Source organism: Georgenia alba, from assembly GCF_042665525.1.
Classification (GTDB): Bacteria; Actinomycetota; Actinomycetes; order Actinomycetales; family Actinomycetaceae; genus Allobogoriella; species Allobogoriella alba.
Window position 1 is genome coordinate 1,570,648 of the sequence record NZ_JBHTCQ010000001.1, and the last position, 22,253, is coordinate 1,592,900.

General features: G+C 72.7%; 20 protein-coding genes. 17 read left to right on the forward strand and 3 right to left on the reverse strand.

Annotated features, from left to right (window positions below):
- Positions 1 to 110 precede the first annotated feature (110 nt).
- From ACFQQL_RS07200 to ACFQQL_RS07210, 3 genes are all read left to right on the forward strand, one after another.
- Positions 111 to 1,352 (forward strand): metal-dependent hydrolase family protein, encoded by a 1,242-nt coding sequence (locus ACFQQL_RS07200; RefSeq protein WP_382392716.1) that lies wholly within the window; start codon positions 111 to 113, stop codon positions 1,350 to 1,352.
- Entirely contained in the window at positions 1,349 to 2,761 is a 1,413-nt protein-coding gene (locus ACFQQL_RS07205) for a sodium:solute symporter family protein (protein WP_382392718.1), read from the forward strand. Before ACFQQL_RS07200 ends, ACFQQL_RS07205 begins: the two co-directional genes overlap by 4 nt.
- Before the next feature lie 146 nt (positions 2,762 to 2,907).
- Entirely contained in the window at positions 2,908 to 4,863 is a 1,956-nt protein-coding gene (locus ACFQQL_RS07210) for an ABC transporter ATP-binding protein (RefSeq protein ID WP_465253994.1), read from the forward strand.
- A 22-nt stretch (positions 4,864 to 4,885) separates the two neighbouring features.
- Here the strand turns inward: ACFQQL_RS07210 and ACFQQL_RS07215 are convergent, their stop codons facing one another.
- Positions 4,886 to 5,266 carry a winged helix-turn-helix transcriptional regulator gene (locus ACFQQL_RS07215; protein ID WP_382392720.1) on the reverse strand — a complete coding sequence of 127 codons (381 nt, stop codon included), beginning with the start codon at positions 5,264 to 5,266 and terminating at the stop codon, positions 4,886 to 4,888.
- A 117-nt stretch (positions 5,267 to 5,383) separates the two neighbouring features.
- On the opposite strand from ACFQQL_RS07215, the gene ACFQQL_RS07220 reads away from it, so the two are divergent.
- From ACFQQL_RS07220 to ACFQQL_RS07240, 5 genes are all read left to right on the forward strand, one after another.
- Positions 5,384 to 6,265, forward strand: a complete 882-nt coding sequence (locus ACFQQL_RS07220; RefSeq protein WP_382392722.1) for an NAD(P)-dependent oxidoreductase — start codon at positions 5,384 to 5,386, stop codon at positions 6,263 to 6,265.
- Complete coding sequence (locus ACFQQL_RS07225) at positions 6,262 to 6,420, forward strand: NAD(P)-binding domain-containing protein (RefSeq protein ID WP_382392724.1); 159 nt, start codon at positions 6,262 to 6,264, stop codon at positions 6,418 to 6,420. Before ACFQQL_RS07220 ends, ACFQQL_RS07225 begins: the two co-directional genes overlap by 4 nt.
- Complete coding sequence (locus ACFQQL_RS07230) at positions 6,417 to 6,659, forward strand: imine reductase family protein (protein WP_382392726.1); 243 nt, start codon at positions 6,417 to 6,419, stop codon at positions 6,657 to 6,659. Before ACFQQL_RS07225 ends, ACFQQL_RS07230 begins: the two co-directional genes overlap by 4 nt.
- 121 nt (positions 6,660 to 6,780) lie before the next feature.
- Entirely contained in the window at positions 6,781 to 10,410 is a 3,630-nt protein-coding gene (gene mfd / locus ACFQQL_RS07235; protein ID WP_382392728.1) for a transcription-repair coupling factor, read from the forward strand.
- 94 nt (positions 10,411 to 10,504) lie between these two features.
- The gene (locus tag ACFQQL_RS07240; protein ID WP_382392730.1) at positions 10,505 to 11,302 is read left to right on the forward strand and encodes a SurA N-terminal domain-containing protein; all 798 of its coding nucleotides are present in this window, start codon (positions 10,505 to 10,507) and stop codon (positions 11,300 to 11,302) included.
- Here ACFQQL_RS07240 and ACFQQL_RS07245 read toward each other — a convergent pair.
- Positions 11,292 to 12,635, reverse strand: a complete 1,344-nt coding sequence (locus ACFQQL_RS07245) for an MFS transporter (protein WP_382392732.1) — start codon at positions 12,633 to 12,635, stop codon at positions 11,292 to 11,294. The genes ACFQQL_RS07240 and ACFQQL_RS07245 overlap by 11 nt on opposite strands.
- Positions 12,636 to 12,746: 111 nt before the next feature.
- On the opposite strand from ACFQQL_RS07245, the gene ACFQQL_RS07250 reads away from it, so the two are divergent.
- The 8 genes from ACFQQL_RS07250 to nhaA all read left to right on the forward strand — a co-directional run bounded on the left by ACFQQL_RS07250 (position 12,747) and on the right by nhaA (position 20,741).
- The gene (locus tag ACFQQL_RS07250; RefSeq protein ID WP_382392734.1) at positions 12,747 to 13,382 is read left to right on the forward strand and encodes a hypothetical protein; all 636 of its coding nucleotides are present in this window, start codon (positions 12,747 to 12,749) and stop codon (positions 13,380 to 13,382) included.
- Positions 13,379 to 14,161, forward strand: coding sequence for an energy-coupling factor transporter transmembrane component T (locus ACFQQL_RS07255; RefSeq protein ID WP_382392736.1), 783 nt, complete (start codon positions 13,379 to 13,381; stop codon positions 14,159 to 14,161). The genes ACFQQL_RS07250 and ACFQQL_RS07255 overlap by 4 nt, the downstream gene beginning before the upstream one ends.
- 20 nt (positions 14,162 to 14,181) lie before the next feature.
- On the forward strand, positions 14,182 to 15,957 hold the full coding sequence (locus ACFQQL_RS07260; RefSeq protein WP_382392738.1) for an ABC transporter ATP-binding protein: 1,776 nt from the start codon (positions 14,182 to 14,184) through the stop codon (positions 15,955 to 15,957).
- A 78-nt stretch (positions 15,958 to 16,035) separates the two neighbouring features.
- Positions 16,036 to 16,593, forward strand: coding sequence for a SurA N-terminal domain-containing protein (locus ACFQQL_RS07265; protein ID WP_382392740.1), 558 nt, complete (start codon positions 16,036 to 16,038; stop codon positions 16,591 to 16,593).
- A gap of 95 nt (positions 16,594 to 16,688) precedes the next feature.
- The gene (gene eno / locus ACFQQL_RS07270) at positions 16,689 to 17,963 is read left to right on the forward strand and encodes a phosphopyruvate hydratase (protein ID WP_382392742.1); all 1,275 of its coding nucleotides are present in this window, start codon (positions 16,689 to 16,691) and stop codon (positions 17,961 to 17,963) included.
- A 134-nt stretch (positions 17,964 to 18,097) separates the two neighbouring features.
- A complete protein-coding gene (locus tag ACFQQL_RS07275; RefSeq protein WP_382392744.1) occupies positions 18,098 to 18,757 on the forward strand; it encodes an FtsB family cell division protein in 660 nt (219 codons plus the stop codon).
- A gap of 12 nt (positions 18,758 to 18,769) precedes the next feature.
- Positions 18,770 to 19,300, forward strand: a complete 531-nt coding sequence (locus tag ACFQQL_RS07280; protein ID WP_382392746.1) for a DUF501 domain-containing protein — start codon at positions 18,770 to 18,772, stop codon at positions 19,298 to 19,300.
- A 97-nt stretch (positions 19,301 to 19,397) separates the two neighbouring features.
- Positions 19,398 to 20,741 carry a Na+/H+ antiporter NhaA gene (nhaA, locus tag ACFQQL_RS07285; RefSeq protein ID WP_382392748.1) on the forward strand — a complete coding sequence of 448 codons (1,344 nt, stop codon included), beginning with the start codon at positions 19,398 to 19,400 and terminating at the stop codon, positions 20,739 to 20,741.
- Positions 20,742 to 20,744: 3 nt separating this feature from the next.
- On the opposite strand, the gene ACFQQL_RS07290 is transcribed toward nhaA, so the two are convergent.
- Positions 20,745 to 21,206: an aminoacyl-tRNA deacylase gene (locus ACFQQL_RS07290; protein WP_382392750.1), complete on the reverse strand. Its 462-nt coding sequence runs from the start codon at positions 21,204 to 21,206 to the stop codon at positions 20,745 to 20,747.
- A 95-nt stretch (positions 21,207 to 21,301) separates the two neighbouring features.
- On the opposite strand from ACFQQL_RS07290, the gene ACFQQL_RS07295 reads away from it, so the two are divergent.
- Entirely contained in the window at positions 21,302 to 22,252 is a 951-nt protein-coding gene (locus ACFQQL_RS07295) for a Ppx/GppA phosphatase family protein (RefSeq protein WP_382392752.1), read from the forward strand.
- The last annotated feature ends 1 nt before the right edge of the window (position 22,253 follow it).

Here is a 22,253-nt window from a genome sequence, read left to right on the forward strand (position 1 = left end):
TAGCACAGCGCGGTGTGTGAACGAAGATAAAAGGAGATTCCTGAATGTTGACAGAAATGCTCGTCGCGGCTCTACTACGTGGTCAACCCGTCCTGTCGAGAGGTGTGAGGATGACGAGCTCGCTCCTGGTGCGGAACGCGCAGGTGCTCGATGTCGAGAAGGGCACATACGTCGAGGCCGACGTGCTGTGCGTCGACGGCCGGGTCGCCGAGGTCGGTCCGGGGCTCCGACCGCCGGCGGGCGTGCCCGTGCACGACGCACGCGGCGCCCACGTGCTGCCTGGCCTGGTGGACTGCCACGTGCACGTGGTCGCGGTGACCGGCAACCTCACGGAGGTCGCCGGGCTCCCGCCGAGCTACGTGACCGCCGGGGCCGTCCAGCGGATGGGCACGATGCTCGACCACGGCTTCACCACCGTCCGGGACACCGGCGGAGGGGACTACGGCCTGGCCCGGGCGTGGGCGCGCGGCCTCGTGCGCGGCCCCCGCCTCGTGTACGGCGGCAAGGGCTTGAGCCAGACCGGTGGGCACGGTGACAAGCGGCCGGTCGAGGCGAACGAGATCGTCCCGCCGCACTGCTGCTCCGGCACCGGCCGCGTCGCCGACGGTGTGGACGAGGTGCGCCGCGCCGCCCGCGAGGAGCTGCGCCGCGGCGCCCACCACATCAAGGTCCACGTCTCCGGCGGCGTCTCCTCGCTCGGTGACCGGATCGACTCGACGCAGTACTCCCGCGAGGAGATCCGGGCGGCCGTCGAGGAGGCCGAGGCGGCCGGACGGTACGTGACGGTCCACGCCTACCCCGCCGCGGCGATCAACCGGGCGCTCGAGGCCGGCGTGCGCTGCGTCGAGCACGGCAACCTGCTCGACGACACCACGGTGGACCTCTTCCTGGAGCGTGACGCCTTCCTCGTGCCGACCCTGGTCACGTACTCCGCCCTCAAGGACGAGGGGAGGGAGCACGGACTGCCTCAGGAGAGCTGGGAGAAGGTCGACGAGGTCCTCACCGGAGGCCTCGGTGCGTTGGATCGCGCCGCCGCGGCCGGTGTCCGCATCGCGTTCGGGACGGACCTGCTCGGCGGGATGCTGCGGCACCAGAACGCGGAGTTCCGGATCCGCGCCGAGGTCCAGCGGCCGATCGACGTCATCCGTTCCGCGACCACCACGGCGGCCGAGCTGCTCGGCATGGTCGGTGAGATCGGGACGCTCGCGCCCGGTGCGCACGCGGATCTCGTCGTCCTCGAGGGAGATCCGTTGGCCGACATCGAGATGCTCGCAGATCCCCGGAACATCAGGACGGTGGTCCAGGCGGGCCGGCCGGTCCGTGCCGCCGCCGGCGCGGGAGGTCGCCGATGAGGGACACGATCATCCTCGTCGCCATCTGCCTGTACGTGGTGGCCATGGTCGTCATCGGGGTCGTCGCGACCCGACGGGTGCGCAACAACCACGACTTCATGCTCGCCGGCCAGCGCCTGGGCCGGCTCGTGCTCACCGGCACCCTGCTCGCGACGTGGACCGGGGCCGGCACGATCGTCGGCCGAGCCAGCTTCACCTACACCTACGGCCCGCTCGCGAGCATCTTCTACTCGATCGGCGCGCCCCTCGGGATCCTGATCCTCTACGTGTTCCTGGCGGCCCGGATCCGTCAGCACAGCAAGTACACCGTGCCCGAGATCATGGAGACGCGGTACGGACCGGTCGTGCGCCTGGTGACCGCCGTCGCGATCCTGCTGGCCTACACCGCGATCATGTCGGAGCAGGTCCGCGGCCTCGGCTACATCCTCCACCTCACGACCGGCTTCTCGGAGGACATCGCCAAGGTCGTGGGGCTCGTCGTCATCGTCTTCCTCGCCCTGGCCGGCGGGTTGGTCTCGGTGGCCTGGACGGACGCGATGAGCGCGCTGGTCATCACGCTCGGGCTGGCCGGTGGGGTGGTGTTCGCGCTCATCGGCGTCGGTGGGTTCGACGGCCTGTCGCAGTCCCTCCCCGCGGACCACCTGACGTGGACCGGCGGTCTGACGCCCATCCAGATGCTGGGCTTCGTCCTGCCGACCCTCCTGCTGATCCTGGGCGACCAGAACATGTACCAGCGTTTCGCCGCCGCGCGATCGCCCAGCATCGCGAAGAGGGCGACCCTGGGCTTCCTCGCGGGAGACGTGTTCTTCTACGGCGCCGTGATCGTGCTCGCGTCGACCGCAGTGGTGCTGCTGCCGGCCATCGCGCCGGACACCGCGATCCTACGGCTGGCCTCGGACGAGCTCCCGGTCGGGGTGGGCGCCCTGCTGCTCATGGCCGGGACCGCGTTCATCATCACGACCGGCAACTCCTACCTCCTGTCCTGCAGCTCGAACCTGGTGCACGACATCTACGGCCGCGTCTCGCGACGGCCGATGTCCTCGCAGCGACAGCTCAGGCTCTCCCGGATCGCGATCCTGCTCCTTGCGCTGGTGGCCTTCGGGATCGGAGAGCTCTTCCCGACGGTGCTGGAGATCCAGGTGTTCTCGTACACGATGTACGGAGCGGTCGTGACGCCGTCGCTGCTGGCAGCCTTCCTGTGGAAGCGGGCGACACCGGCGGGCAGCATCACCTCGATCGTCGTCGGGATCGTGGCCACCGTCGGCTGGGAGTTCGCCCTCGACAAGCCGTACGACTGGAACAGCGTCCTGGTCGCCCTGCCCCTCTCGGTCGCCGCCCTGGTCGTCGTCAGCCTGCTCACCAAGGCGCACGCCGACGACCCGGAGCGGCTCTCCTCCGCACCGGCGTGAATGCCGCCCCGGCGCGTGCGCCCGGGCACGACCTGCGGTTCTGCGGTCCTGCCCTGCGCGAAACCGCTTGGCCGGTGTCAGTGCCCTGAGGGACGCTGACGGTGCGGCGCCGGCCCGGCGCCGCACGGAGGGGAGTCGGCCGGACCATGAGCATGGGCATGCGGGGGATGGGCGGTCTGGGACGCAGCCTGTACCAGGACCAGTCCGTCAAGGACCGCCGGCTCGCACCCGGCACCACGCGACGGGTGCTCGGCTACGCCCGGCCGTACCGGTTCCTCATCGGCTGGTTCCTCGCCCTGGTGGTCGCCGGGGCGCTCCTCGTCGTCGCGACGCCGCTGCTGCTGCAACGGATCATCGACGACGGCGTGGCCGCCGGCGACCGGCGCCTCGTGGTGATCCTCGCGACGCTGGTTGCTGCCGTCGCGGTCGGCGAGGGGCTGCTGACGATGCTCCAGCGCTGGTTCTCCGCGCGGATCGGCGAAGGACTCATCTACGACCTGCGCACGGACGTCTTCGCGCACGTCCAGCAGCAGTCGATCGCGTTCTTCACCCGCAGCCAGACCGGCTCGCTCGTCACCCGGCTCAACTCCGACGTCGTCGGTGCCCAGCGGGCCTTCACCTCGACGCTGTCCGGGGTCGTCTCGAACGTGATCTCCGTGCTGGTGGTGCTCGTGACGATGCTGGCGCTGTCCTGGCAGATCACCCTGCTGGCGCTCGCGATCGTGCCGCTCCTGCTGCTGCCCGGCCGGCGCGTCGGGCGCCGCCTGGCGGCCCTGAACCGGCGCGGCATGGAGCTCAACGCCGAGCTCGGGAACCGGATGACCGAACGGTTCAACGTCGGTGGCGCCCTGCTGGTCAAGCTCTTCGGCTCCCGCGAGCGCGAGGAGGCGGAGTACGCCGAGCGGGCCGAGGCGGTGCGCGACGTGGGCGTGCGAACGGCGATGAGCAGCGTGGTCTTCTTCGCGGCGCTCGGCGCGATGGCGTCGCTCGCGACGGCGCTCGTGTACGGCGCCGGCGGCGTGCTGGCGATCGCGGGGTCGGTGAGCGTCGGGACGCTCGTGGCGTTCGCCGGCCTGCTGGGCCGGCTGTACGGTCCGGTCTCGGCCCTGAGCAACGTCCAGGTCGACGTCATGAGCGCGTTGGTCAGCTTCGAGCGCGTCTTCGAGGTGCTGGACCTCGAGCCGCTGCTGGTCGACGCACCCGACGCGACCGACCTGCCCGCCGGGCCGCTCGCCGTCGAGCTGGAGGACGTGAGCTTCTCCTACCCGGAGGCCGGTAGCGTCTCCCTCGCCTCCCTCGAGGGTGGGCACGCGGACGGCGGACCCGTCCGCGCCGAGGGCGGCGGCGACGACGGGGCGCTCGGCGGGACCGAGGGGGCCGGCACGTCGGCCAACGGCCTGCGGCGGCCGGACGAGCAGGTCCTGCACGACGTCTCGTTGCGGGTCGAACCGGGTTCCATGCTCGCCCTCGTGGGGCCGTCCGGTGCGGGCAAGACCACGATGTCCACGCTCGTCTCCCGGCTGTACGACCCGACCTCGGGGACCGTCCGCGTCGGCGGCGTGGACCTGCGCACGGTCCGCCAGGCGAGCATCCACGAGGCGATCGGCGTCGTCACCCAGGACGCCCACCTCTTCCACGACACGCTGCGCGCCAACCTGCTCTACGCACGGCCCGAGGCCACCGACGACGACCTCATGGCGGCGTTGCGGGCCGCGCACGTCGAGCCGCTGGTGCTGCGCCTGCCTGACGGTCTGGACACGGTGGTGGGGGACCGTGGCCACCGGCTGTCCGGCGGGGAGAAGCAGCGCGTGGCCATCGCCCGGCTGCTGCTGCGCCAGCCGCGCGTGGTGGTCCTCGACGAGGCGACGGCGCACCTGGACTCCGAGTCGGAGGCCGCCGTCCAGCTCGCGCTCGACTCGGCGATGACGGGCCGCACCTCGATCGTCATCGCCCATCGGCTCTCCACGGTGCGCCGGGCCGACGAGATCGTCGTCCTCGACCAGGGGCGGATCCGGGAACGCGGCACGCACACCGCGCTCCTCGCGGCGGGCGGTCTGTACGCCGAGCTGTATGCGACGCAGTTCGCCGCCCAGGACGCGTGAGGTCCGCGCGCGAGCCCGGATGTCAGGGGCGCGGCATGGCGGCGGCGTCGGCGTGCTCGACGAGCTCGGACCGCTCGCGCCGGATCCGGTCGCTGCCCCACGCGCCCAGCGGCGCGAGCGCCGCGTTCAGGGTGCGGCCGTGCTCGGTGAGGGAGTACTCCACGCGGGGCGGCACCTCCGCGTAGACCTCACGGTGGACGAGGCCGTCCTGCTCCATCTCCCGCAGGTGCTGGGTCAGCATCTTCTCGCTGACCCCCGGCAGTCCGCGCCGGAGCTCGGCGAACCGCCGGACGCCGTGCGCCTCGAGCTCCCAGAGGATCAGGCCCTTCCACTTGCCGCTGAGCACGTCCATCGCCGCGTCGATGCCGCAGATGTACGGGCCGCGCCGGGGTGACGACGCCACGGGAACCCCTCCACTCACCAAGAAGTAAGTACCGCAGTTTCAAGTGCGTACTTCCGCCGAACACCGTACCGCTGGAGCATGGTGACCGGCACCCACGGACCAGGAGGAGCAGACCCGATGAGCACGCATGAGCCGGTGACCGTGATCGGGCTCGGACCCATGGGCCGGGCGATGACGCGGAGCCTGCTGGACGCCGGCCACCCGGTCACCGTGTGGAACCGGACCGCGGCCCGCGCGGAGGGCGTGGTCGCGGACGGTGCCACGGCGGCCGCGACGCCGGCCGAGGCGGTCGCGGCGAGCCCCCTGGTGATCCTGAGCCTCACCGACTACCAGGCGATGTACGACATCCTCGCCGCGGTCGACGGGGCACTGGCCGGCCGCACGCTCGCCAACCTCAGCTCGGACACCCCGGAACGCACCCGGCAGGCGGCGGCCTGGGCCCGCCGGCACGGCGCGGAGCTGCTCACCGGTGGCGTGATGGCGCCCGCACCGATGGTGGGCACCGACGCATCCGTCGTGTACTACAGCGGCCCGGCCGACCTGCTGGAACGCCACCGGGCCGCGCTGGCCCGCATCGGCACACCGCGCTACCTCGGCGCGGATCCCGGGCTGGCGCAGCTGATGTACCTCGCCCACCTCGACGTCTTCCTCACCGCGCTCTCCTCCCTCATGCACGCCGCCGCGCTCATGGGATCCGCGGGGATGCCTGCCCGCGAGGTCCTGCCGGAGCTGATGGAGACGCTGACCGGCATCCCCGCGATGCTCGCCGCGGGCGAGGACGTCGGCACCCTCATCGACGCCGGCCGGCACCCCGGAGACCTCAGCACGGCTCTGATGATGGGGGCGACTGCCGACCACATCGTCGCGGCGAGCCAGGCGGCGGACCTCGACCTCACGCTGCCGCGGGCCGTCCAGCGCCACTATCGCCGCGTGATCGAGGACGGCCACGGCCGGGACAACTGGACCCGGATCATCGACGGCATCCGGAGCCCGCGATGAGTGCGGTGAGCCTGCTCGGACTCGGCGCCATGGGCACCGCGCTCGCGTCCGCGCTCCTCGACGCCGGACGCGACGTCGTGGTCTGGAACCGCACGCCCGGACGAGCCACCGAGCTGCTCGCGCGCGGCGCGCCACCCCGTTCCTCGCGGCGATGACGGGCACGTTCACCGAGGACGCCCGGACGGTCGACGGCGGTGACTGCACGACCGCAGGGCAGAGTCTCGACTGGTCCGACCTCGGCCTCCTGATCAGGGCGAGTGTGGAGCAGGGCGTGGACCCGGCACCCGTCGCCATGGTCGAGGAGCTGCGCCGGCGGCAGGTCGAGGCCGGGCACGGGGGCGAGGACTTCGCGCGGATCGTCGAGAGCCTGCGCGACGTCCGCTCGGACAGGTGACCGGCGGCGCGTAGACTCCTTCGTCGACCCCCGCATCCGGCCTGGATGCGGGGCTGACGTGCTGCCCGCGCGCCCGCTGCGGACGGCTCGCCTGCCCGGTCCACCACCTGCCGAAGGACCCATGAAGCTCACCGGACTGCTCCCGCTGCTCCGCCGCGACCCGGCCGTCGCCGACGCCATCCGCCTCGCCGGTGACGCCGGATCCCCGCTGCCGGCGATGGTGCACGTCAACGCTGCCCTCGGGGTCCGCGCGCCGCTGGCCGCCGGCATCGCCGAACGGCGCCCCGTGGTCGTGGTGACCGCCACCGGACGCGAGGCCGACGACGCCGTCGCCGCCCTGCGCAACATGCTTCCCGAGCACGCGGTCGCCTCGTTCCCCGCCTGGGAGACGCTCCCGCACGAGCGGCTCTCGCCACGCAGCGACACCGTCGCGCGGCGGCTCGCGGTGCTGCGCCGCCTGACCCATCCGGGCCAGGAGGGCACCCGAACCGGCCCGATCCGCGTCCTCGTCCTGCCGGTGCGCGCGCTGCTCCAGCCGATCGTCACGGGCCTCGGCGACCTGGAGCCGGTCTCCCTCGAGGTCGGGGACACGGTGGACCTCGAGCAGCTCGTCACCGACCTCGCCGACGCCGCCTACACCCGGGTGGACATGGTCGAGCGCCGCGGCGAGTTCGCCGTGCGCGGCGGCATCCTCGACGTCTTCCCACCCACCGAGGACCATCCGCTGCGTCTCGAGCTGTGGGGCGACGAGGTCGACGAGATCCGGTCCTTCGCCGTCGCCGACCAGCGGTCCCTCGAGCCGGCCGCGCAGCTGTGGGCACCGCCGTGCCGGGAGCTGCTGCTGCACGAGCGGGTCCGGGACCGCGCCCGCCGCCTCGCCGACGACCTGCCCGGCGCCCGGGACCTGCTGGAGAAGGTCGCGGAGGGCATCGCCGTCGAGGGCATGGAGTCCCTGGCCCCGGTGCTCGCCGACGGTATGCAGCCCGTGCTCGACCTCGTCCCGGACGGGTCGCTCGTCGTGCTGTCGGATCCCGAGCGGGTCCGCCGCCGCGCCCACGACCTGGTCGCCACCACCGAGGAGTTCCTCGCGGCGGCCTGGGCCTCGGCCGCGCAGGGCGGCAAGGTCCCGCTCGACCTGCGCGCCGCGTCCTTCGCCGACCTCGCCGAGGCCCGCGCCCTCGCCCTGACCCGGGGGCTGGGCTGGTGGTCGTTCTCGGCCCTGCCCACGGACACCGAGCTGAGCGCGTTCGAGGAGGTCCCAGCCGCAGACGGGTCGGACGACTCACCCGTCCTGTCGGTCGGGGCCCGCGACGTCGAGCGGTACTCGGGCGACGTCGAGAAGGCGCTGCGGGACCTGGCCGAGCTGGTGCATGCGGGCTGGCACCTGGTGCTGACCACGGAGGGGCCGGGACCCGCCCGGCGCATGACGGAGCAGCTCATGGCCTCCGACGTCCCGGCACGACTCGTCGAGGAGGTCCCCGACGAGCCGGAGCCGGCGGTCGTCTACGTGACCACCGCGGCCACCGGGCGCAGCTTCGTGGCGCCCGAGCTCAAGCTTGCGCTCGTCACGGAGTCCGACATCACGGGCCGCGCCGGCACCTCGACCCGTGACATGCGCAAGATGCCGTCCCGGCGGCGCAACGTCGTCGACCCGCTCGCGCTGCGGGCGGGCGACTACGTCGTGCACGAGCAGCACGGCGTCGGGCGGTTCGTCGAGCTCGTCAAGCGGACGGTCGGCACCGGGAAAGACGCCGTGAGTCGTGAGTATCTCGTCGTCGAGTACGCGCCGTCCAAGCGTAACCAGCCGGGGGATCGGCTGTTCGTGCCCACGGACTCCCTCGACCAGGTCACCAAGTACACCGGCGGGGAGGCGCCGACCCTGTCCAAGATGGGCGGAGCGGACTGGGCGAAGACCAAGGCGTCCGCCCGCAAGGCGGTGCGCAAGATCGCCGCCGAGCTCATCCGGCTCTACGCCGCCCGGATGTCCACCCAGGGGCACGCCTTCGGCCCGGACACACCGTGGCAGCGCGAGCTCGAGGACGCCTTCCCGCACATCGAGACCCCGGACCAGGTCGTGACCATCGACGAGGTCAAGGCGGACATGGAGAAGGCGCACCCGATGGATCGCCTGATCAGCGGCGACGTCGGGTACGGCAAGACCGAGATCGCCGTGCGGGCCGCGTTCAAGGCGGTGCAGGACGGCAAGCAGGTGGCCGTCCTGGTCCCCACGACGCTGCTCGTCCAGCAGCACCTCGACACCTTCTCCGAGCGGTACGCCGGCTTCCCCGTCACCGTCCGCGCCCTCTCGCGGTTCCAGACCGACGCCGAGGCCGCCGAGGTCCGCGAGGGCGTCCGCGCGGGCACCATCGACGTCGTCATCGGCACGCACCGGCTCCTGACCGGGGAGGTGCGGTTCAAGGACCTCGGCCTGGTGGTCGTCGACGAGGAGCAGCGATTCGGCGTCGAGCACAAGGAGACCCTCAAGCAGCTGCGCACGAACGTCGACGTGCTGGCCATGTCCGCCACGCCCATCCCGCGGACCTTGGAGATGGCGATCACCGGGATCCGCGAGATGTCGACCCTCGCCACCCCGCCGGAGGAGCGCCACCCCGTGCTGACCTTCGTCGGCGCGTACGAGGAGAAGCAGGTCGCGGCCGCCATCCGCCGCGAGCTGCTGCGCGAGGGCCAGGTCTTCTACGTCCACAACCGCGTGCAGTCCATCACCAAGGCCGCGGCCCGTCTGGCGGAGCTGGTCCCCGAGGCCCGGATCGCCGTCGCGCACGGGCGGATGAACGAGCACCAGCTCGAGAAGGTCATCCAGGACTTCTGGAACAAGGACTTCGACGTCCTCGTGTGCACCACGATCGTCGAGACCGGGCTGGACATCTCCAACGCCAACACCCTCATCGTCGAACGCGCCGACCAGCTCGGCCTGTCCCAGGCCCATCAGCTGCGCGGCCGGGTCGGCCGCGGACGCGAGCGCGCGTACGCCTACTTCTTCTACCCGCCCGAGCGGCCGCTGACGGAGACCGCGCACGACCGGCTCGCCACCATCGCCGCGCACACCGACCTCGGGTCCGGGATCCAGGTGGCCATGAAGGACCTGGAGATCCGCGGCGCCGGCAACCTCCTCGGCGGGGAGCAGTCCGGCCACATCGCCGGGGTGGGCTTCGACCTGTACGTCCGGATGGTCTCCGACGCCGTCGCCGAGTTCCGCGGCGAGTCGGATGCGGCGAAGGAGAAGGCGGACGTCCGGGTCGAGCTGCCCGTCGACGCGCACATCCCGCACGACTACATCGCGCACGAACGGCTCCGGCTGGAGGCGTACGCGAAGATCTCCGCCGCGGACGAGGAGTCGGCGCGCCGGAACCTGCGCGAGGAGCTGACGGACCGCTACGGGCCGGTGCCCGAGCCGGTGGAGCGGCTCTTCGCCGTCGCCGCGCTGCGGGAGAAGGCCCGCGAGGTCGGGCTCACCGAGATCACCGGCCAGGGCCGGTACGTGCGCTTCGCGCCGGTCGAGCTGCCGGAGTCGGCCCAGCTGCGCCTCAAGCGGCTGTACCCGCAGACGGTGCTCAAGCCCGCCGTGCGGGCGATCCTCGTGCCCTTCCCCATGACGGCCAAGCTCGGCGGGAAGCCGCTCAAGGACGCCGAGCTGCTGGGGTGGGTGGATGAGCTCATCGACGCGGTCCTGACCTCCTCGGTCTCCGCGGCGGCCGCCGTCGGGGCGAGGGGCGGCGCGAGCCAGGAGTGACCGACGTCGCCCGTGCGCGCGTTCGTCACACGGCGTGCGGACGCGTAGCGTGGACGGCTCGCCGTCGCTCCCCCCGACCTGAAGGAGCACGACCATGCGCAAGATGTCCTTGCTCGGCCTGGTGGCCGCCCTCGCCCTCGGTGTCGCCGCGTGCGACGACGCGGGCGACGAGGCCGCCTCGCCGTCGCCGGAGCAGTCCACCACCGCCCCCGCCGGTCCGGGCAGCGGACAAGGAGGCGGTCAGGGCGGCGGTCAGCAGCCGCAGATGCCCGAGCCGGACCTCGAGGGCGTGCCGGCCACCGTCGCCGTCGTGAACGGTGAGGAGATCTCCCGCGAGGAGTTCGCCTCGACGTTCCAGGCCCAGCTCCAGCAGGCGGCCATGCAGGCGCAGATGTCCGGCCAGCAGGTCGACCAGGAGCAGATCAAGCAGCAGACCGTGGAGAGCATGGTCGGCACCGAGCTCCTCACCCAGGAGGCCGACAGCCGCGACTACGAGGTCACCCAGCAGGACATCGACGGAGCCCTCGACGAGGTCATGCAGTCCAGCGGCCTCGGATCCCGCGACGAGCTCATGTCCGCCATGCAGCAGCAGGGCATGGACCGGGAGGAGGTCATGGACCAGCTCGAGACGCAGGTCGAGATCGACAAGCTCGTCGCCGAGGAGGGCGGGGACACCTCGCCCAGCGAGCAGGAGCTGAGGCAGCTCTACGAGCAGATGTCGGCCCAGGGGCAGGCCGGCGGCCAGGGCGGTCAGGGCGGCCAGCAGGTCCCGAGCTTCGAGGAGATGCGCCCGCAGCTCGAGCAGCAGGTCCGGTCCCAGAAGGAGGGGCAGGCGATGCAGACGCTCGTGTCCGAGCTGCGCCAGGACGCGGACGTGACCGTCAACCTCTGACGGCGGCCGGTGCGTCCAGCGCCTGCCCGGTCCGGTCCACGAGCGGGACCGTGGCGAGGGCGGCCACCCCGAAGCACGCCGAGAAGACCACGAAGAGGGGCGGCACGCCCCAGGTCGCCAGCGCCCACGGGACGAACAGCGGCGCCAGGATCGACGCGACGCGCCCGGCCGCGGCGGCCGACCCCGCGCCGGTGGCCCGCACGGCGGTCGGGTAGATCTCCGGGCTCACGGCGTACAGCGCGCCCCACGCGCCGAGGTTGAAGAACGAGAGCATCATCCCGAACGCGATGATCTGCCACTCCGTCGCGGCCGTGCCGAAGAGCACGGCCGCGACGGCCGACCCGGCGAGGAAGGTCGCGAGGGTGGAGCGCCGGCCCCAGACCTCGATGAGCCACGCGGCGACGGCGTAACCGGGCAGCTGCGCCAGCGTGATGATCAGCGTGAAGGAGAAGGACCGCACCAGCGAGAAGCCGCTCTCCACGAGGATCGACGGGATCCAGATGAACGCCCCGTAGTAGGAGAAGTTCACGCCGAACCAGACCGTCCACAGGGCGGCCGTGCGCACCCGCAGCGCCGGCGTCCACAGAGCCGCGATCCCGGCCAGCCCCCGGGGTGCGGCGGGCAGCCCGGACACCTCGTCCGCCTCGTGCGGCGTGCCGCCGGCGGCGGCCTCGAAGCGCCGGACGATCGCCTCGGACTCCGCTACCCGGCCCCGCGTCTCGAGGAAGCGCGGCGACTCCGGCAGCGCCCAGCGCACCCACAGGGCGTACGCGGCCGGGACGGCGCCGATGGCGAACGCCCACCGCCAGCCGTTCTCCAGCGGCACCACGAAGTAGCCGACGACGGCGGCAGCGGTCCAGCCGACGGCCCAGAACGCCTCGAGCAGCACCACCAGCCGCCCGCGGATCCGTGCCGGCGCGAACTCGCTGATGTACGTCGAGGCGACCGGGAGCTCCGAGCCGAGCCCCAGCCCGACGACGAACCGCAGCACCAGCAGCAGTGCGACGCTGCCGACCAGTGCGCTGGCACCGGTGGCCAGCCCGTAGACCAGGAGCGTGACCGCGAAGACCGTCCGGCGGCCGAACTTGTCCGCCAGCAGGCCGCCGAGGCTCGCCCCGATGGCCATGCCGAGGAAGCCGACCGACGTGATCCACCCCGTCTCGGCCGGGCTCAGCCGCCACTCCTGCGCCAGGGCCGCGATGATGAACGAGATGAGTCCGACGTCCATCGCGTCGAGCGCCCAGCCGATCCCCGACCCGGTCAGCAGGCGCCCGTGCTCGCGGGTGAAGGGCAGTGAGTCCAGGCGCGCCGAAGGAGGCGAGGGGGTGGCCATCTCGGAATCGTAACGACGGGCCGCCGCCCGCCCGATGTGTTGGACAGTCCCCACCGCGCGCGGGAAACTCGGGAGACTCGGACCCGCCCGGGCACGGACGAAGGAGCACTCATGGGCCTCGGTGCCTCGATCAAGCGGGACTTCACCCTGATGGCGATCCTGCTCATCCCGGTGGCCGTCGCGATCAACTTCGCCGGGGGGAGCCTGGCGAAGACGCTGCAGCTGTGGGTGTTCCTCGACTCGATCGGCACCTACCTGGTCGCCATGCTGGCCGGGCCGTGGATCGGCCTGATCACCGGGCTCCTCAGCGTCATGGTGCTCTCGGTCGGAGACCCCACGATGCTGCCGTGGGCCGGCCTGGCCGGACTCATGGGCCTGGTCGTCGGCGTCCTCGCCCGCCGCGGCTGGTTCACCAGCTGGGGCGGCACGGTCGGCGGCTTCCTCATCGTGGCCGTCTCCTCGATCCTCGTCAGCGCCGCGATCACCACGTGGCTGTTCGGCGGCTTCACCACGTCCGGCGTCTCCGTCCTGACCGGCCTGATCCACGACAGCACGGGACTGTCCCTCTTCCAGTCGGTTCTCGCGTCACACGTGGTCGGGGAGGTACTCGACAAGGCCGCCTCCGTGCTGATCGCGGTCCTCGTGGTGCGCGCGATCTCGGACCGTGCCCTGCTGCGTTTCCCGCACGGGGAGGTCTTCGTCGCGGGGCGCAAGAAGGCACGCGGCGGCAGCACCGTCACTTCGTGACCGCCGCGCCGCCGGGCGTCGAGCTCGTCCGCGAGGGGAACCGGCTCCGCGACCTCAACCCGACGACCGTCGCGTGCGCGGCCGTCGTCCTCGCCGTGACGTCGCAGCTCTTCGGCACGCTCTCGGTGCTCGCCGTCGTCCTCGTGTGCGCCGCGCTCGCAGTGGCGGGGGGACGGCTCCGCAGCTTCGCCGTCGTCTGGGCGTCGACGGCGCTCCTCCTCAGCGTGGTGATCGTCCTGATGCAGGGCGTGTTCATCGCCGGTGAGCGTGCCCTGGTCGAGATCTGGATCTTCGACGTCACGGTCGAGGGACTGCAGCGCGGATGGACGTTCGCCCAGCGGATTCTCGGTGTCGCCACACCTCTCGTGCTCGCGGCCCAGCTCGTCACCCGGCGTCGCCTCATCCTCGAGCTGGAGCGCCGCCGTGTCCCGCCCAAGGCGACCTATGTCGTCGTCGCCGCGCTCAACCTCATTCCCGAGACCGGCAAGCAGATGACCGTGATCCTCGACGCGCAGCGTGCCCGCGGGGTGGAGACGGACGGATCCTGGTTCGTCCGGGTGCGCGCCTTCCTGCCCACGCTCGTCCCGCTCATCGTCGGCTCCGTCCTGTCCGTGGAGGAGAAGGCCCTCGCACTGCAGTCCCGCGGCTTCACCCTCACCGGGCCGCGGACCTCGCTGTACGCCGTCCTGGACACCCGGGCCGACCGGGTGATCCGCCTCGTCCTGCTCGCCGTGCTCGCGCTCGCCGTCGCCGGGAGGGTCCTGCTGTGGGCCCGGTGACCCGAGGTGCCGGGAGCGCCGTGGAGGTGACAGGGCTGACGTACACCTACCCGGCCGCGGACGCGCCGGCCCTCAGCGACGTCTCGCTGCGCGTGGAGCCCGGCACCATGTGCGCCGTCGTCGGGGCGAACGGCGCCGGGAAGACGACGCTGTGCCACGCGGTGCGGGGCTTCGCGCCCCACTTCTACAACGGCGAGCTCACCGGCTCGGTCCGGGTCGGTGATGTGGACGTCGTCTCGGCCGACGAGGACGTCCTCGCACGGCACGTCGGCTACCTCTTCCAGAACCCGTTCACGCAGATGAGCGGCATCACCGACACGGTCTTCGACGAGCTGGCGTTCGGGCTGGGCAACCTCGGCGTCCCGCCGCCCGAGATCCGGGACCGGGTGCGGGAGATGCTCGAGCGGGCCGGTCTTGCCGCCCTCGCCCGGAAACATCCCTTCGCCCTCTCGGGCGGTCAGCAGCAGCGGGTGGCCCTCGCCGCGGTCCTCCTCATGGACCAGCCCGTCCTCGTCGTGGACGAGCCCACCAGCCAGCTCGACCCGGCGGCGACCGAGGAGGTGCTGGCGCTGCTCGCCCGGGCCCGGGACGACGGCCGGACCGTGCTGCTCGTGGAGCACAAGGCCGGGCTGGTCGCACGGCACGCGGACCAGGTGGCCGTGCTCGACGGTGGAACGGTGGCGCTCGCGGGCGCGCCAGCAGAGGTCTTCACCGACCCGCGCACGACGGCGCGCGGCGCCGACCTGCCGCCCGCCACCCGCCTGGCCGCGGACCTGCGCGAGCGCGGGGTCGAGGTCGGGCCGCGCCTCGACGTCGCCGCGCTCGCCGCAGCCCTCGCGCCCGCAGCCGCGCCGTCGGCCCGGCAGGGCGCGCCCCAGCAGGTTCGGCACACGCAGGTTCGTCCCAGCCTGCGTGCCTCGTCCGGCCCTGCCGGCACGACGCCGGACGCCCGCCCGCGACCGGTCGACCAGCCACTCGTCGAGCTCCGAGACGTCACGTACGTCTACCCGGACGGCACCCGCGCGGTCGACGGCGTCTCCCTCACCGTGGCGGCCGGGGAGTCCGTGGCGATCGTCGGCCGGAACGGCGCCGGCAAGACCACCACCGTGAAGATGATGAACGCGCTCGTCCGGCCGGCCTCCGGCACCGTGCGCGTGGCGGGCGGCGAGACGTCCCACCGCACGACGGCACAGGTCTCGCGGGTGGTCGGCTACGTCTTCCAGAACCCCGACGACCAGATCTTCCACAGCACGGTGCGTGCCGAGGTGGAGTACGGGCTGCGGCGGCTGCGGATCGCGCCGGAAGAACGGGCGGACCGCGTCGCCACTGCCGCGGAGCTCACCGGGCTGAGGGACGTGCTGGGGGAGAACCCGCACGACCTGCCGCTCTCCGTCCGGAAGTTCGTGACCATCGCCGCCTGCATCGCCGTCGACCCGCGGGTCGTGGTCCTCGACGAGCCGACCGCGGGGCAGGACCGGGCCGGGATGCAGCGTCTCGGGGAGCTGCTCCGCCAGCTGACCGGCCGCGGACGTGCCGTCGCGACGATCACCCACGACATGGAGTTCGCCGCGCGGCACGCGGACCGCGTCGTCGTCATGACGGGCGGCCGGGTCGCGGCGGACGGTCCCACGGACCGGGTCGTCACCGACCCGGCGGTCATGTCCGAGGCGCGCCTCGCGCGGCCCGTCGTCGCCGAGCTCGCCGACCGGCTCGGCCTGCCTGACGTGGGGCTCGACCTCGACCGGCTCGCCGCGCACCTGCGGGGCGGGGACGCGCCCGCCACCGGGACCGGCTGACGGCCCGGTCACCCACCGCGGACCGATGCCCGTACGATTGACCGCGGTCCAGCTCTCCCCGACCCCGGAGGTTCACCGGTGACCCTTCGCCGCAGCCGTCTCGCCCGTTGCGCCGTCGCCCTCGCCGCGGCCGGCGCCGCAGCAGCCGGATGCTCGGCCCAGCCGGGCACCGCAGCGACCGTCGACGGAACCCGGATCAGCGAGAACGCCGTCGATGACGCCACCCGCGAGTGGGTCGAGGTCAGTGGCCAGCAGGTGTCCGCGTCCCAGGTGGCGCACACCCTCGTGCAGGCGGAGCTCTTCGAGCCCATCGCCCGCGAGCACGGGTTCGGCTACTCCGACCAGCAGGTGACCCAGACGCTCACGGACGTCGCCACGTCGCAAGGGCGGCCCGCGCCGGGGAGTCTCTCGCCAGCCGTCGTGGACCTCGCACGGTTCGTGCTCCAGCAGGGCGAGATCGCCCAGTCGCCGGAGGCCGACCGGATCCTCGGCCAGCTCGGGGAGGCCACCGACCAGGCCGAGATCGAGGTCAACCCGCGCTACGGCACGCGCGACGCCGCCGGGCAGATCGTCCCCACCAGCTACGACTGGATCCACCGGCAGCCGGAGGAGACGCCGGCTCCACCGGGCGGCTGAGCGGCCACGGCCCGGACACCTCGCGGCTGCCTGACGGCCGGTCGCGGGTACTACGGTGGGACTCGTCTGCAGCATCACCGATCGAAGGAGTCCCTGTGGCCAGCATCGAGGCCGTCGGAGCCCGCGAGATCCTCGACTCGCGCGGCAACCCCACCGTGGAGGTCGAGGTCGCGCTCGAGGACGGCACCGTCGCGCGCGCCGCGGTCCCGTCCGGCGCCTCCACCGGCGCGTTCGAGGCGGTCGAGCGCCGCGACGGCGACAAGGGGCGCTTCCTGGGCAAGGGCGTGCAGCACGCCGTCGACGCCGTCATCGACACCATCGCGCCCGAGGTGCTCGGCATCGACGCGACCGAGCAGCGGATCATCGACCAGACCCTCATCGACCTGGACGGGTCCACGAACAAGGGGAAGCTCGGCGCCAACGCGATCCTCGGCGTCTCGCTCGCCGTCGCCAAGGCCGCGGCCGAGTCCGCCGGCCTGCCGCTCTTCCGGTACGTCGGAGGCCCGAACGCCTACCTGCTGCCGGTGCCGATGATGAACATCCTCAACGGCGGTTCGCACGCGGACACCGACGTCGACATCCAGGAGTTCATGATCGCCCCGATCGGCGCGCCGACCTACAAGGAGGCGCTGCGCTGGGGCACCGAGACCTATCACGCCCTGAAGTCGGTGCTGAAGGCCCGCGGCCTGGCGACCGGGCTCGGGGACGAGGGCGGCTTCGCCCCGAACCTCGGCTCGAACCGCGAGGCGCTCGACCTCATCCTCGAGGCCGTCGACAAGGCCGGCTACCGGGCCGGCGAGGACATCGCCCTCGCCCTCGACGTCGCCTCCACCGAGTTCTTCTCCGACGGCGCCTACCAGTTCGAGGGCAAGGCGCACACCCCGGCGGACATGGTCTCGTACTACCAGCAGCTCGTCGCCGACTACCCGCTGGTCTCCATCGAGGACCCGCTCAGCGAGGACGAGTGGGACTCCTGGGCCGAGCTGGTCGGCCAGGTCGGTGAGCGCGTGCAGATCGTCGGGGACGACCTCTTCGTCACCAACCCGGAGCGGCTCACCCGCGGCATCGAGATGCGTGCGGCGAACTCGCTGCTGGTCAAGCTCAACCAGATCGGCTCGCTCACCGAGACCCTCGACGCGGTCGCCCTGGCCCAGCGCAACGGCTTCACCGCGATGGTCTCCCACCGCTCCGGCGAGACGGAGGACACCACCATCGCCGACCTCTCGGTGGCGGTGAACTCCGGCCAGATCAAGACCGGTGCGCCGGCCCGAGGCGAGCGGATCAACAAGTACAACCAGCTGCTGCGCATCGAGGAGGAGCTCGACGACGCGGCGGTCTACGCCGGACGCAGCGCCTTCCCCCGCGCCTGACCCGTACCGCCCTGGAGCTTGCCCGACGTGCCGCCCTGGCGGCACGTCGGGCGAGCTCGTACCGGGCCGCAGGTTCGGCGGACCCCTGCGCGCCGCTCCCGGAGATCCCGCCGCTCGTGGGAGACGATGACGCCATGACCTCTCGGCGCCCGACCTCGCCGCGCGGCTCCGCCGCGCCCGTGGCCTCGGCGCGCCGCGGGTCCCGACGGCGGCCCACGACGTCCCGCCCGTCCGGCGCCCGCGGATCCGGGTCCCCCCGGCCGACGACCCGTCAGCCGGCGCCGAAGAAGAAGAACCGGGGACGGCGCGCGCTCACGTTCGGCGGTGGCGGGGACGGGCAGCCGCGGCCCACGATCAGCCTGCGCGCACTCGCCCTCTTCATCGTCGTGCTCGTCGCCTTCGCGGTGGTGGCCCCGACGCTGCGGTACGCCGTCGCCCAGCAGGAGCAGCTGCGGGAGCTGAACGCGGACGTGGCAGAGGCGCGGGCGCGCAACACCGAGCTGCAGCGCCAGCTCGAGCGGTGGCGAGACCCCGGGTACGTCCAGGCCCAGGCCCGTGACCGGCTCGGGTACGTGATGCCCGGGGAGACCCCCTACGTCGTCGTCGACCCGGAGACCGTCACCGGAGGGGAGAGCCAGGCCGAGGCCGAGGCTGCCCAGCGGGAGGCCGAGCGCGCCGCGGCCACCCCGTGGTACCTGCGCACGTGGGAGTCCGTCCAGGTGGCCGGGGAGTCCGCCGTCGGCGACGAGGACCCCTCCGGGCTGACGGTGCCGACGGAGGAGCAGACGCCGTAGGACAATGGCCCGGTGACCTCGCACCGCACCGGCACCGACGCGCCGCACACCGACCCGGCCGCCGTGACCGATCGCGACGTGGCGGTGCTGACGGAGCAGCTCGGGCGCGTGCCGCGCGGCCTCGTCGCGGTCGCGGCGCGTTGCGTCTGCGGCCGGCCGCTGGTGGTGCGCACCGCGCCACGCCTCGACGACGGCACGCCGTTCCCCACCAGCTACTACCTGACCTGCCCGCCCGCGGTGAAGGCGGTGAGCACGCTCGAGGCCGAGAAGGTCATGGAGGGCATGAACGCCCGGCTCGCCCAGGACGTGGACCTCGCCGCCCGCTACCGCGCGGCGCACGAGGACTACCTGAGCCGGCGCGCCGAGCTCGGTGCGGTGCCCGAGATCGACGGGGTCTCCGCCGGTGGGATGCCGACGCGGGTCAAGTGCCTGCACGCGCTGCTCGCGCACACTCTCGCGGTGGGTGAGGGCGTCAACCCCTTCGGGGACGAGACCCTCCACCTCCTCGCGGACGTCTGGAGCCCGACGCGCTGCAGCTGTTGAGCGGACCGGCGCCGGCGTCCCGTAGGGTGGCCTGCGGTGTGCCGGGAAGTCTGGTCGGCGATGTGACATCACCGACCGAGCACGAAAGAGTCTGCGTATGCCGCACCGCGAGCCTTCCGAGCACCACCACATCCCGACCCGGGAGGAGCACTCCGCCGACCGGCGGATGGCCGTCAGCCTGAAGGACGAGACCTTCGCCGGGCTGATCCTCCTCGCCGCCGCGCTGCTGGCGCTGCTGTGGGCGAACTCCCCGTGGCGGGAGGCCTACCACGCGCTCGCCGAGTTCGTCGTCGGGCCGTCCGCGCTCCACCTCGACCTGAGCCTGCACACCTGGGCCGCCGACGGGCTGCTCGCCATCTTCTTCTTCGTGGTCGGGCTGGAGCTGAAGACCGAGTTCATCACCGGCTCGCTCCGAAAGCTCGACGAGGCGCTCCTGCCCATGCTCGCGGCCGTGCTCGGGATGGTCGTGCCCGCCCTCATCTACGCCGGCGTGCAGGCCGCAACCGGCTCCGGCGCCATGCACGGCTGGGCCATCCCGACCGCCACCGACATCGCCTTCGCCGTCGCGCTCCTGGGAATCTTCGGCAAGGGACTGCCGCCGGCGCTGCGGGTCTTCCTGCTCACCCTCGCGGTCGTCGACGACCTCCTCGCCATCACGGTCATCGCGGTGTTCTACACCGAGGAGATCCACTTCCTGCCACTGCTCGGCTCGCTCGCGGCCGTCGGGATCTTCGCCCTGCTCGTCCAGCGCCGCATCACCCGCTGGTGGCTGCTCGTGCCGATCGGCCTCGTGGCCTGGGCGCTCATGCACGAGGCCGGCGTGCACGCCACCGTGGCCGGCGTGCTGCTCGGCATGTCCGTCCCGGCGAAGACGCGGCGGGACGAGCACCACCAGATGACGCACAGCTTCGTCGACAAGATCCAGCCGATCTCGGCCGGGTTCGCGCTGCCGGTCTTCGCGTTCTTCGCCGCCGGCGTCACCGTCGTCGGCACCGAGATCGGCGAGCTCGTCACCGACCCCGTGGTCCTCGGCGTGATCGGCGGGCTGGTGCTCGGCAAGGTCATCGGGATCTGGGGCGGCGTGGCGGTCCTGACCCGCGTGACACGGCTGCGGCTCGCGCACGGCGTGGACCTGCCCGACCTCCTCGGGGTCGCGATGCTCGCCGGGATCGGCTTCACCGTCTCCCTGCTCATCGCCGAGCTCTCCTTCGCCGGCACGCCCGAGTCGGACCCCTCGCGATTCTCGGTGCTCGTCGCCTCGTTCATCTCCGCGGTGATCGCCGCGTTCACCCTCCGGGCCCGCGCGAAGGTCCGGGTCCGTGGCCGCGGCGCCCGGACGGCATGGCGGCGGCCGGAGCGGCGGCCGGACCGGCGCGGCACCGTGCACGGCGTCATCCGCCGCCGGCAGGAGAAGCCGCGGGACCGTCGCCGCCGGTCCTGAGCCTCACTCGGGCTCGGTGACGTCGGCGACCTGCGCGTCGAGGGTCTGCAGCAGCACGTCCGCCGCCACGAGCGCCGCGACGCCGTGCGCGCCGGCGCCGATGGAGACCGTCCCGCTGATCGTGGCGTCGGCCACGACCGGCCACGCGCTCGTGGCACCGAACGGGGTGATCGTCCCGCGCTCGTAGCCGGTGACCTCCCGGGCGGTCGCGGCGTCCGGCATGGACAGACGGCTGACCCCGAGCAGTGACCGCAGCTTGGGCCACGAGATGCTCCGGCCGCCGGGCACCAGCACGAACAGGTAGTCCTCGGCGGCGCGCCTGACCACCAGGGTCTTCAGCACCGCGGAGGGGTCCACGCCCCGCGCCGCCGCAGCCTCCTCGAGGCTGCGCACGGGCCCGTGACGGGTGAGGGTGAACTCGATCCCGGACGCCTCCAGCGCCGCGATGGCGCGCTCCTCGCTCACGGGGCGAGCCTACGGCCGTGCCGCGGCGCACGGACCGCCAGGGGGCAGGTGGGCTGCGGTCCCGGGGTGTCCGGGGCGCGTGGCAGGGTGTCTTCGTGACTCGCGTAGCGGCCATCGACTGTGGCACCAACTCCATCCGCCTGCTCGTCGCCGACCTCACCTCCGACGCCCGCCCGACGTTGTCCGACGTCGAGCGCCGCATGGAGGTCGTCCGCCTCGGTCAGGACGTGGACCGCACGGGTCGCCTCGACCCGGTGGCGTTGGGGCGCACCATCACGGCTGCCCGCGGGTTCGCCGACCGGTGCGCCGCGCACGGTGTGGAGCGGATCCGGTTCGTGGCCACCTCCGCCACGCGCGACGCGGAGAATCGCCAGGAGTTCGTCCGCGGCGTCCAGGAGGCCCTGGGGGTCCTCCCCGAGGTGATCAGCGGCACCGAGGAGGCCGAGCTCAGCTTCCGTGGCGCCCTGAGCAGGCTCGGGAGGCAGCATCCCGCACCGCACCTCGTGGTCGACATCGGTGGCGGCTCGACGGAGTTCGTGCTGGGTGACGGGACGTCGCTGACCTCCCGGTCGGTCGACCTCGGGTGCGTGCGGCTGACCGAGCGGTACCTGCCCTCCGACCCGCCCACTGAGCCGGAGATCGCCGCCGCGCGTGAGGAGGTGACGGCACGGATCGACGAGGCCGCCGCGGTGGTCCCGCTCGAGAAGGTCCGGACCCTGGTGGGCGTCGCCGGAACGGTCACCACGGTGACCGCGCACGCGCTCGGGCTGCCCGCCTACGACCCGGACGCGATCGACGGCGCCGCGCTGGCGCCCACGACCGTGCACGCCTCGTGCGCGAGCCTGCTCGCCGCCACGCATGCCGAGCGGGCCGCCCTGGGATTCATGCACCCGGGCCGCGTGGACGTCATCGGTGCCGGTGCGTTGATCTGGTCGCAGATCGTCGCCCGGGTCGAGAGCGCCACCGCCGGCTCCGGCGCGCGCCTGGAGCGAGTGCTGACGTCCGAGCACGACATCTTGGACGGCATCGCGCTCTCGCTCGGCTGAG

Bases quoted from the DNA above. Each gene is read 5' to 3' on its own strand.
- ACFQQL_RS07200 (WP_382392716.1), top strand. From the start codon at position 111: ATGACGAGCTCGCTCCTGGTGCGGAACGCGCAGGTGCTCGATGTCGAG.
- ACFQQL_RS07205 (WP_382392718.1), top strand. From the start codon at position 1,349: ATGAGGGACACGATCATCCTCGTCGCCATCTGCCTGTACGTGGTGGCC.
- ACFQQL_RS07210 (WP_465253994.1), top strand. From the start codon at position 2,908: ATGAGCATGGGCATGCGGGGGATGGGCGGTCTGGGACGCAGCCTGTAC.
- ACFQQL_RS07220 (WP_382392722.1), top strand. From the start codon at position 5,384: ATGAGCACGCATGAGCCGGTGACCGTGATCGGGCTCGGACCCATGGGC.
- ACFQQL_RS07225 (WP_382392724.1), top strand. From the start codon at position 6,262: ATGAGTGCGGTGAGCCTGCTCGGACTCGGCGCCATGGGCACCGCGCTC.
- ACFQQL_RS07230 (WP_382392726.1), top strand. From the start codon at position 6,417: ATGACGGGCACGTTCACCGAGGACGCCCGGACGGTCGACGGCGGTGAC.
- mfd (WP_382392728.1), top strand. From the start codon at position 6,781: ATGAAGCTCACCGGACTGCTCCCGCTGCTCCGCCGCGACCCGGCCGTC.
- ACFQQL_RS07240 (WP_382392730.1), top strand. From the start codon at position 10,505: ATGCGCAAGATGTCCTTGCTCGGCCTGGTGGCCGCCCTCGCCCTCGGT.
- ACFQQL_RS07245 (WP_382392732.1), bottom strand. From the start codon at position 12,635: ATGGCCACCCCCTCGCCTCCTTCGGCGCGCCTGGACTCACTGCCCTTC.
- ACFQQL_RS07250 (WP_382392734.1), top strand. From the start codon at position 12,747: ATGGGCCTCGGTGCCTCGATCAAGCGGGACTTCACCCTGATGGCGATC.
- ACFQQL_RS07275 (WP_382392744.1), top strand. From the start codon at position 18,098: ATGACCTCTCGGCGCCCGACCTCGCCGCGCGGCTCCGCCGCGCCCGTG.
- nhaA (WP_382392748.1), top strand. From the start codon at position 19,398: ATGCCGCACCGCGAGCCTTCCGAGCACCACCACATCCCGACCCGGGAG.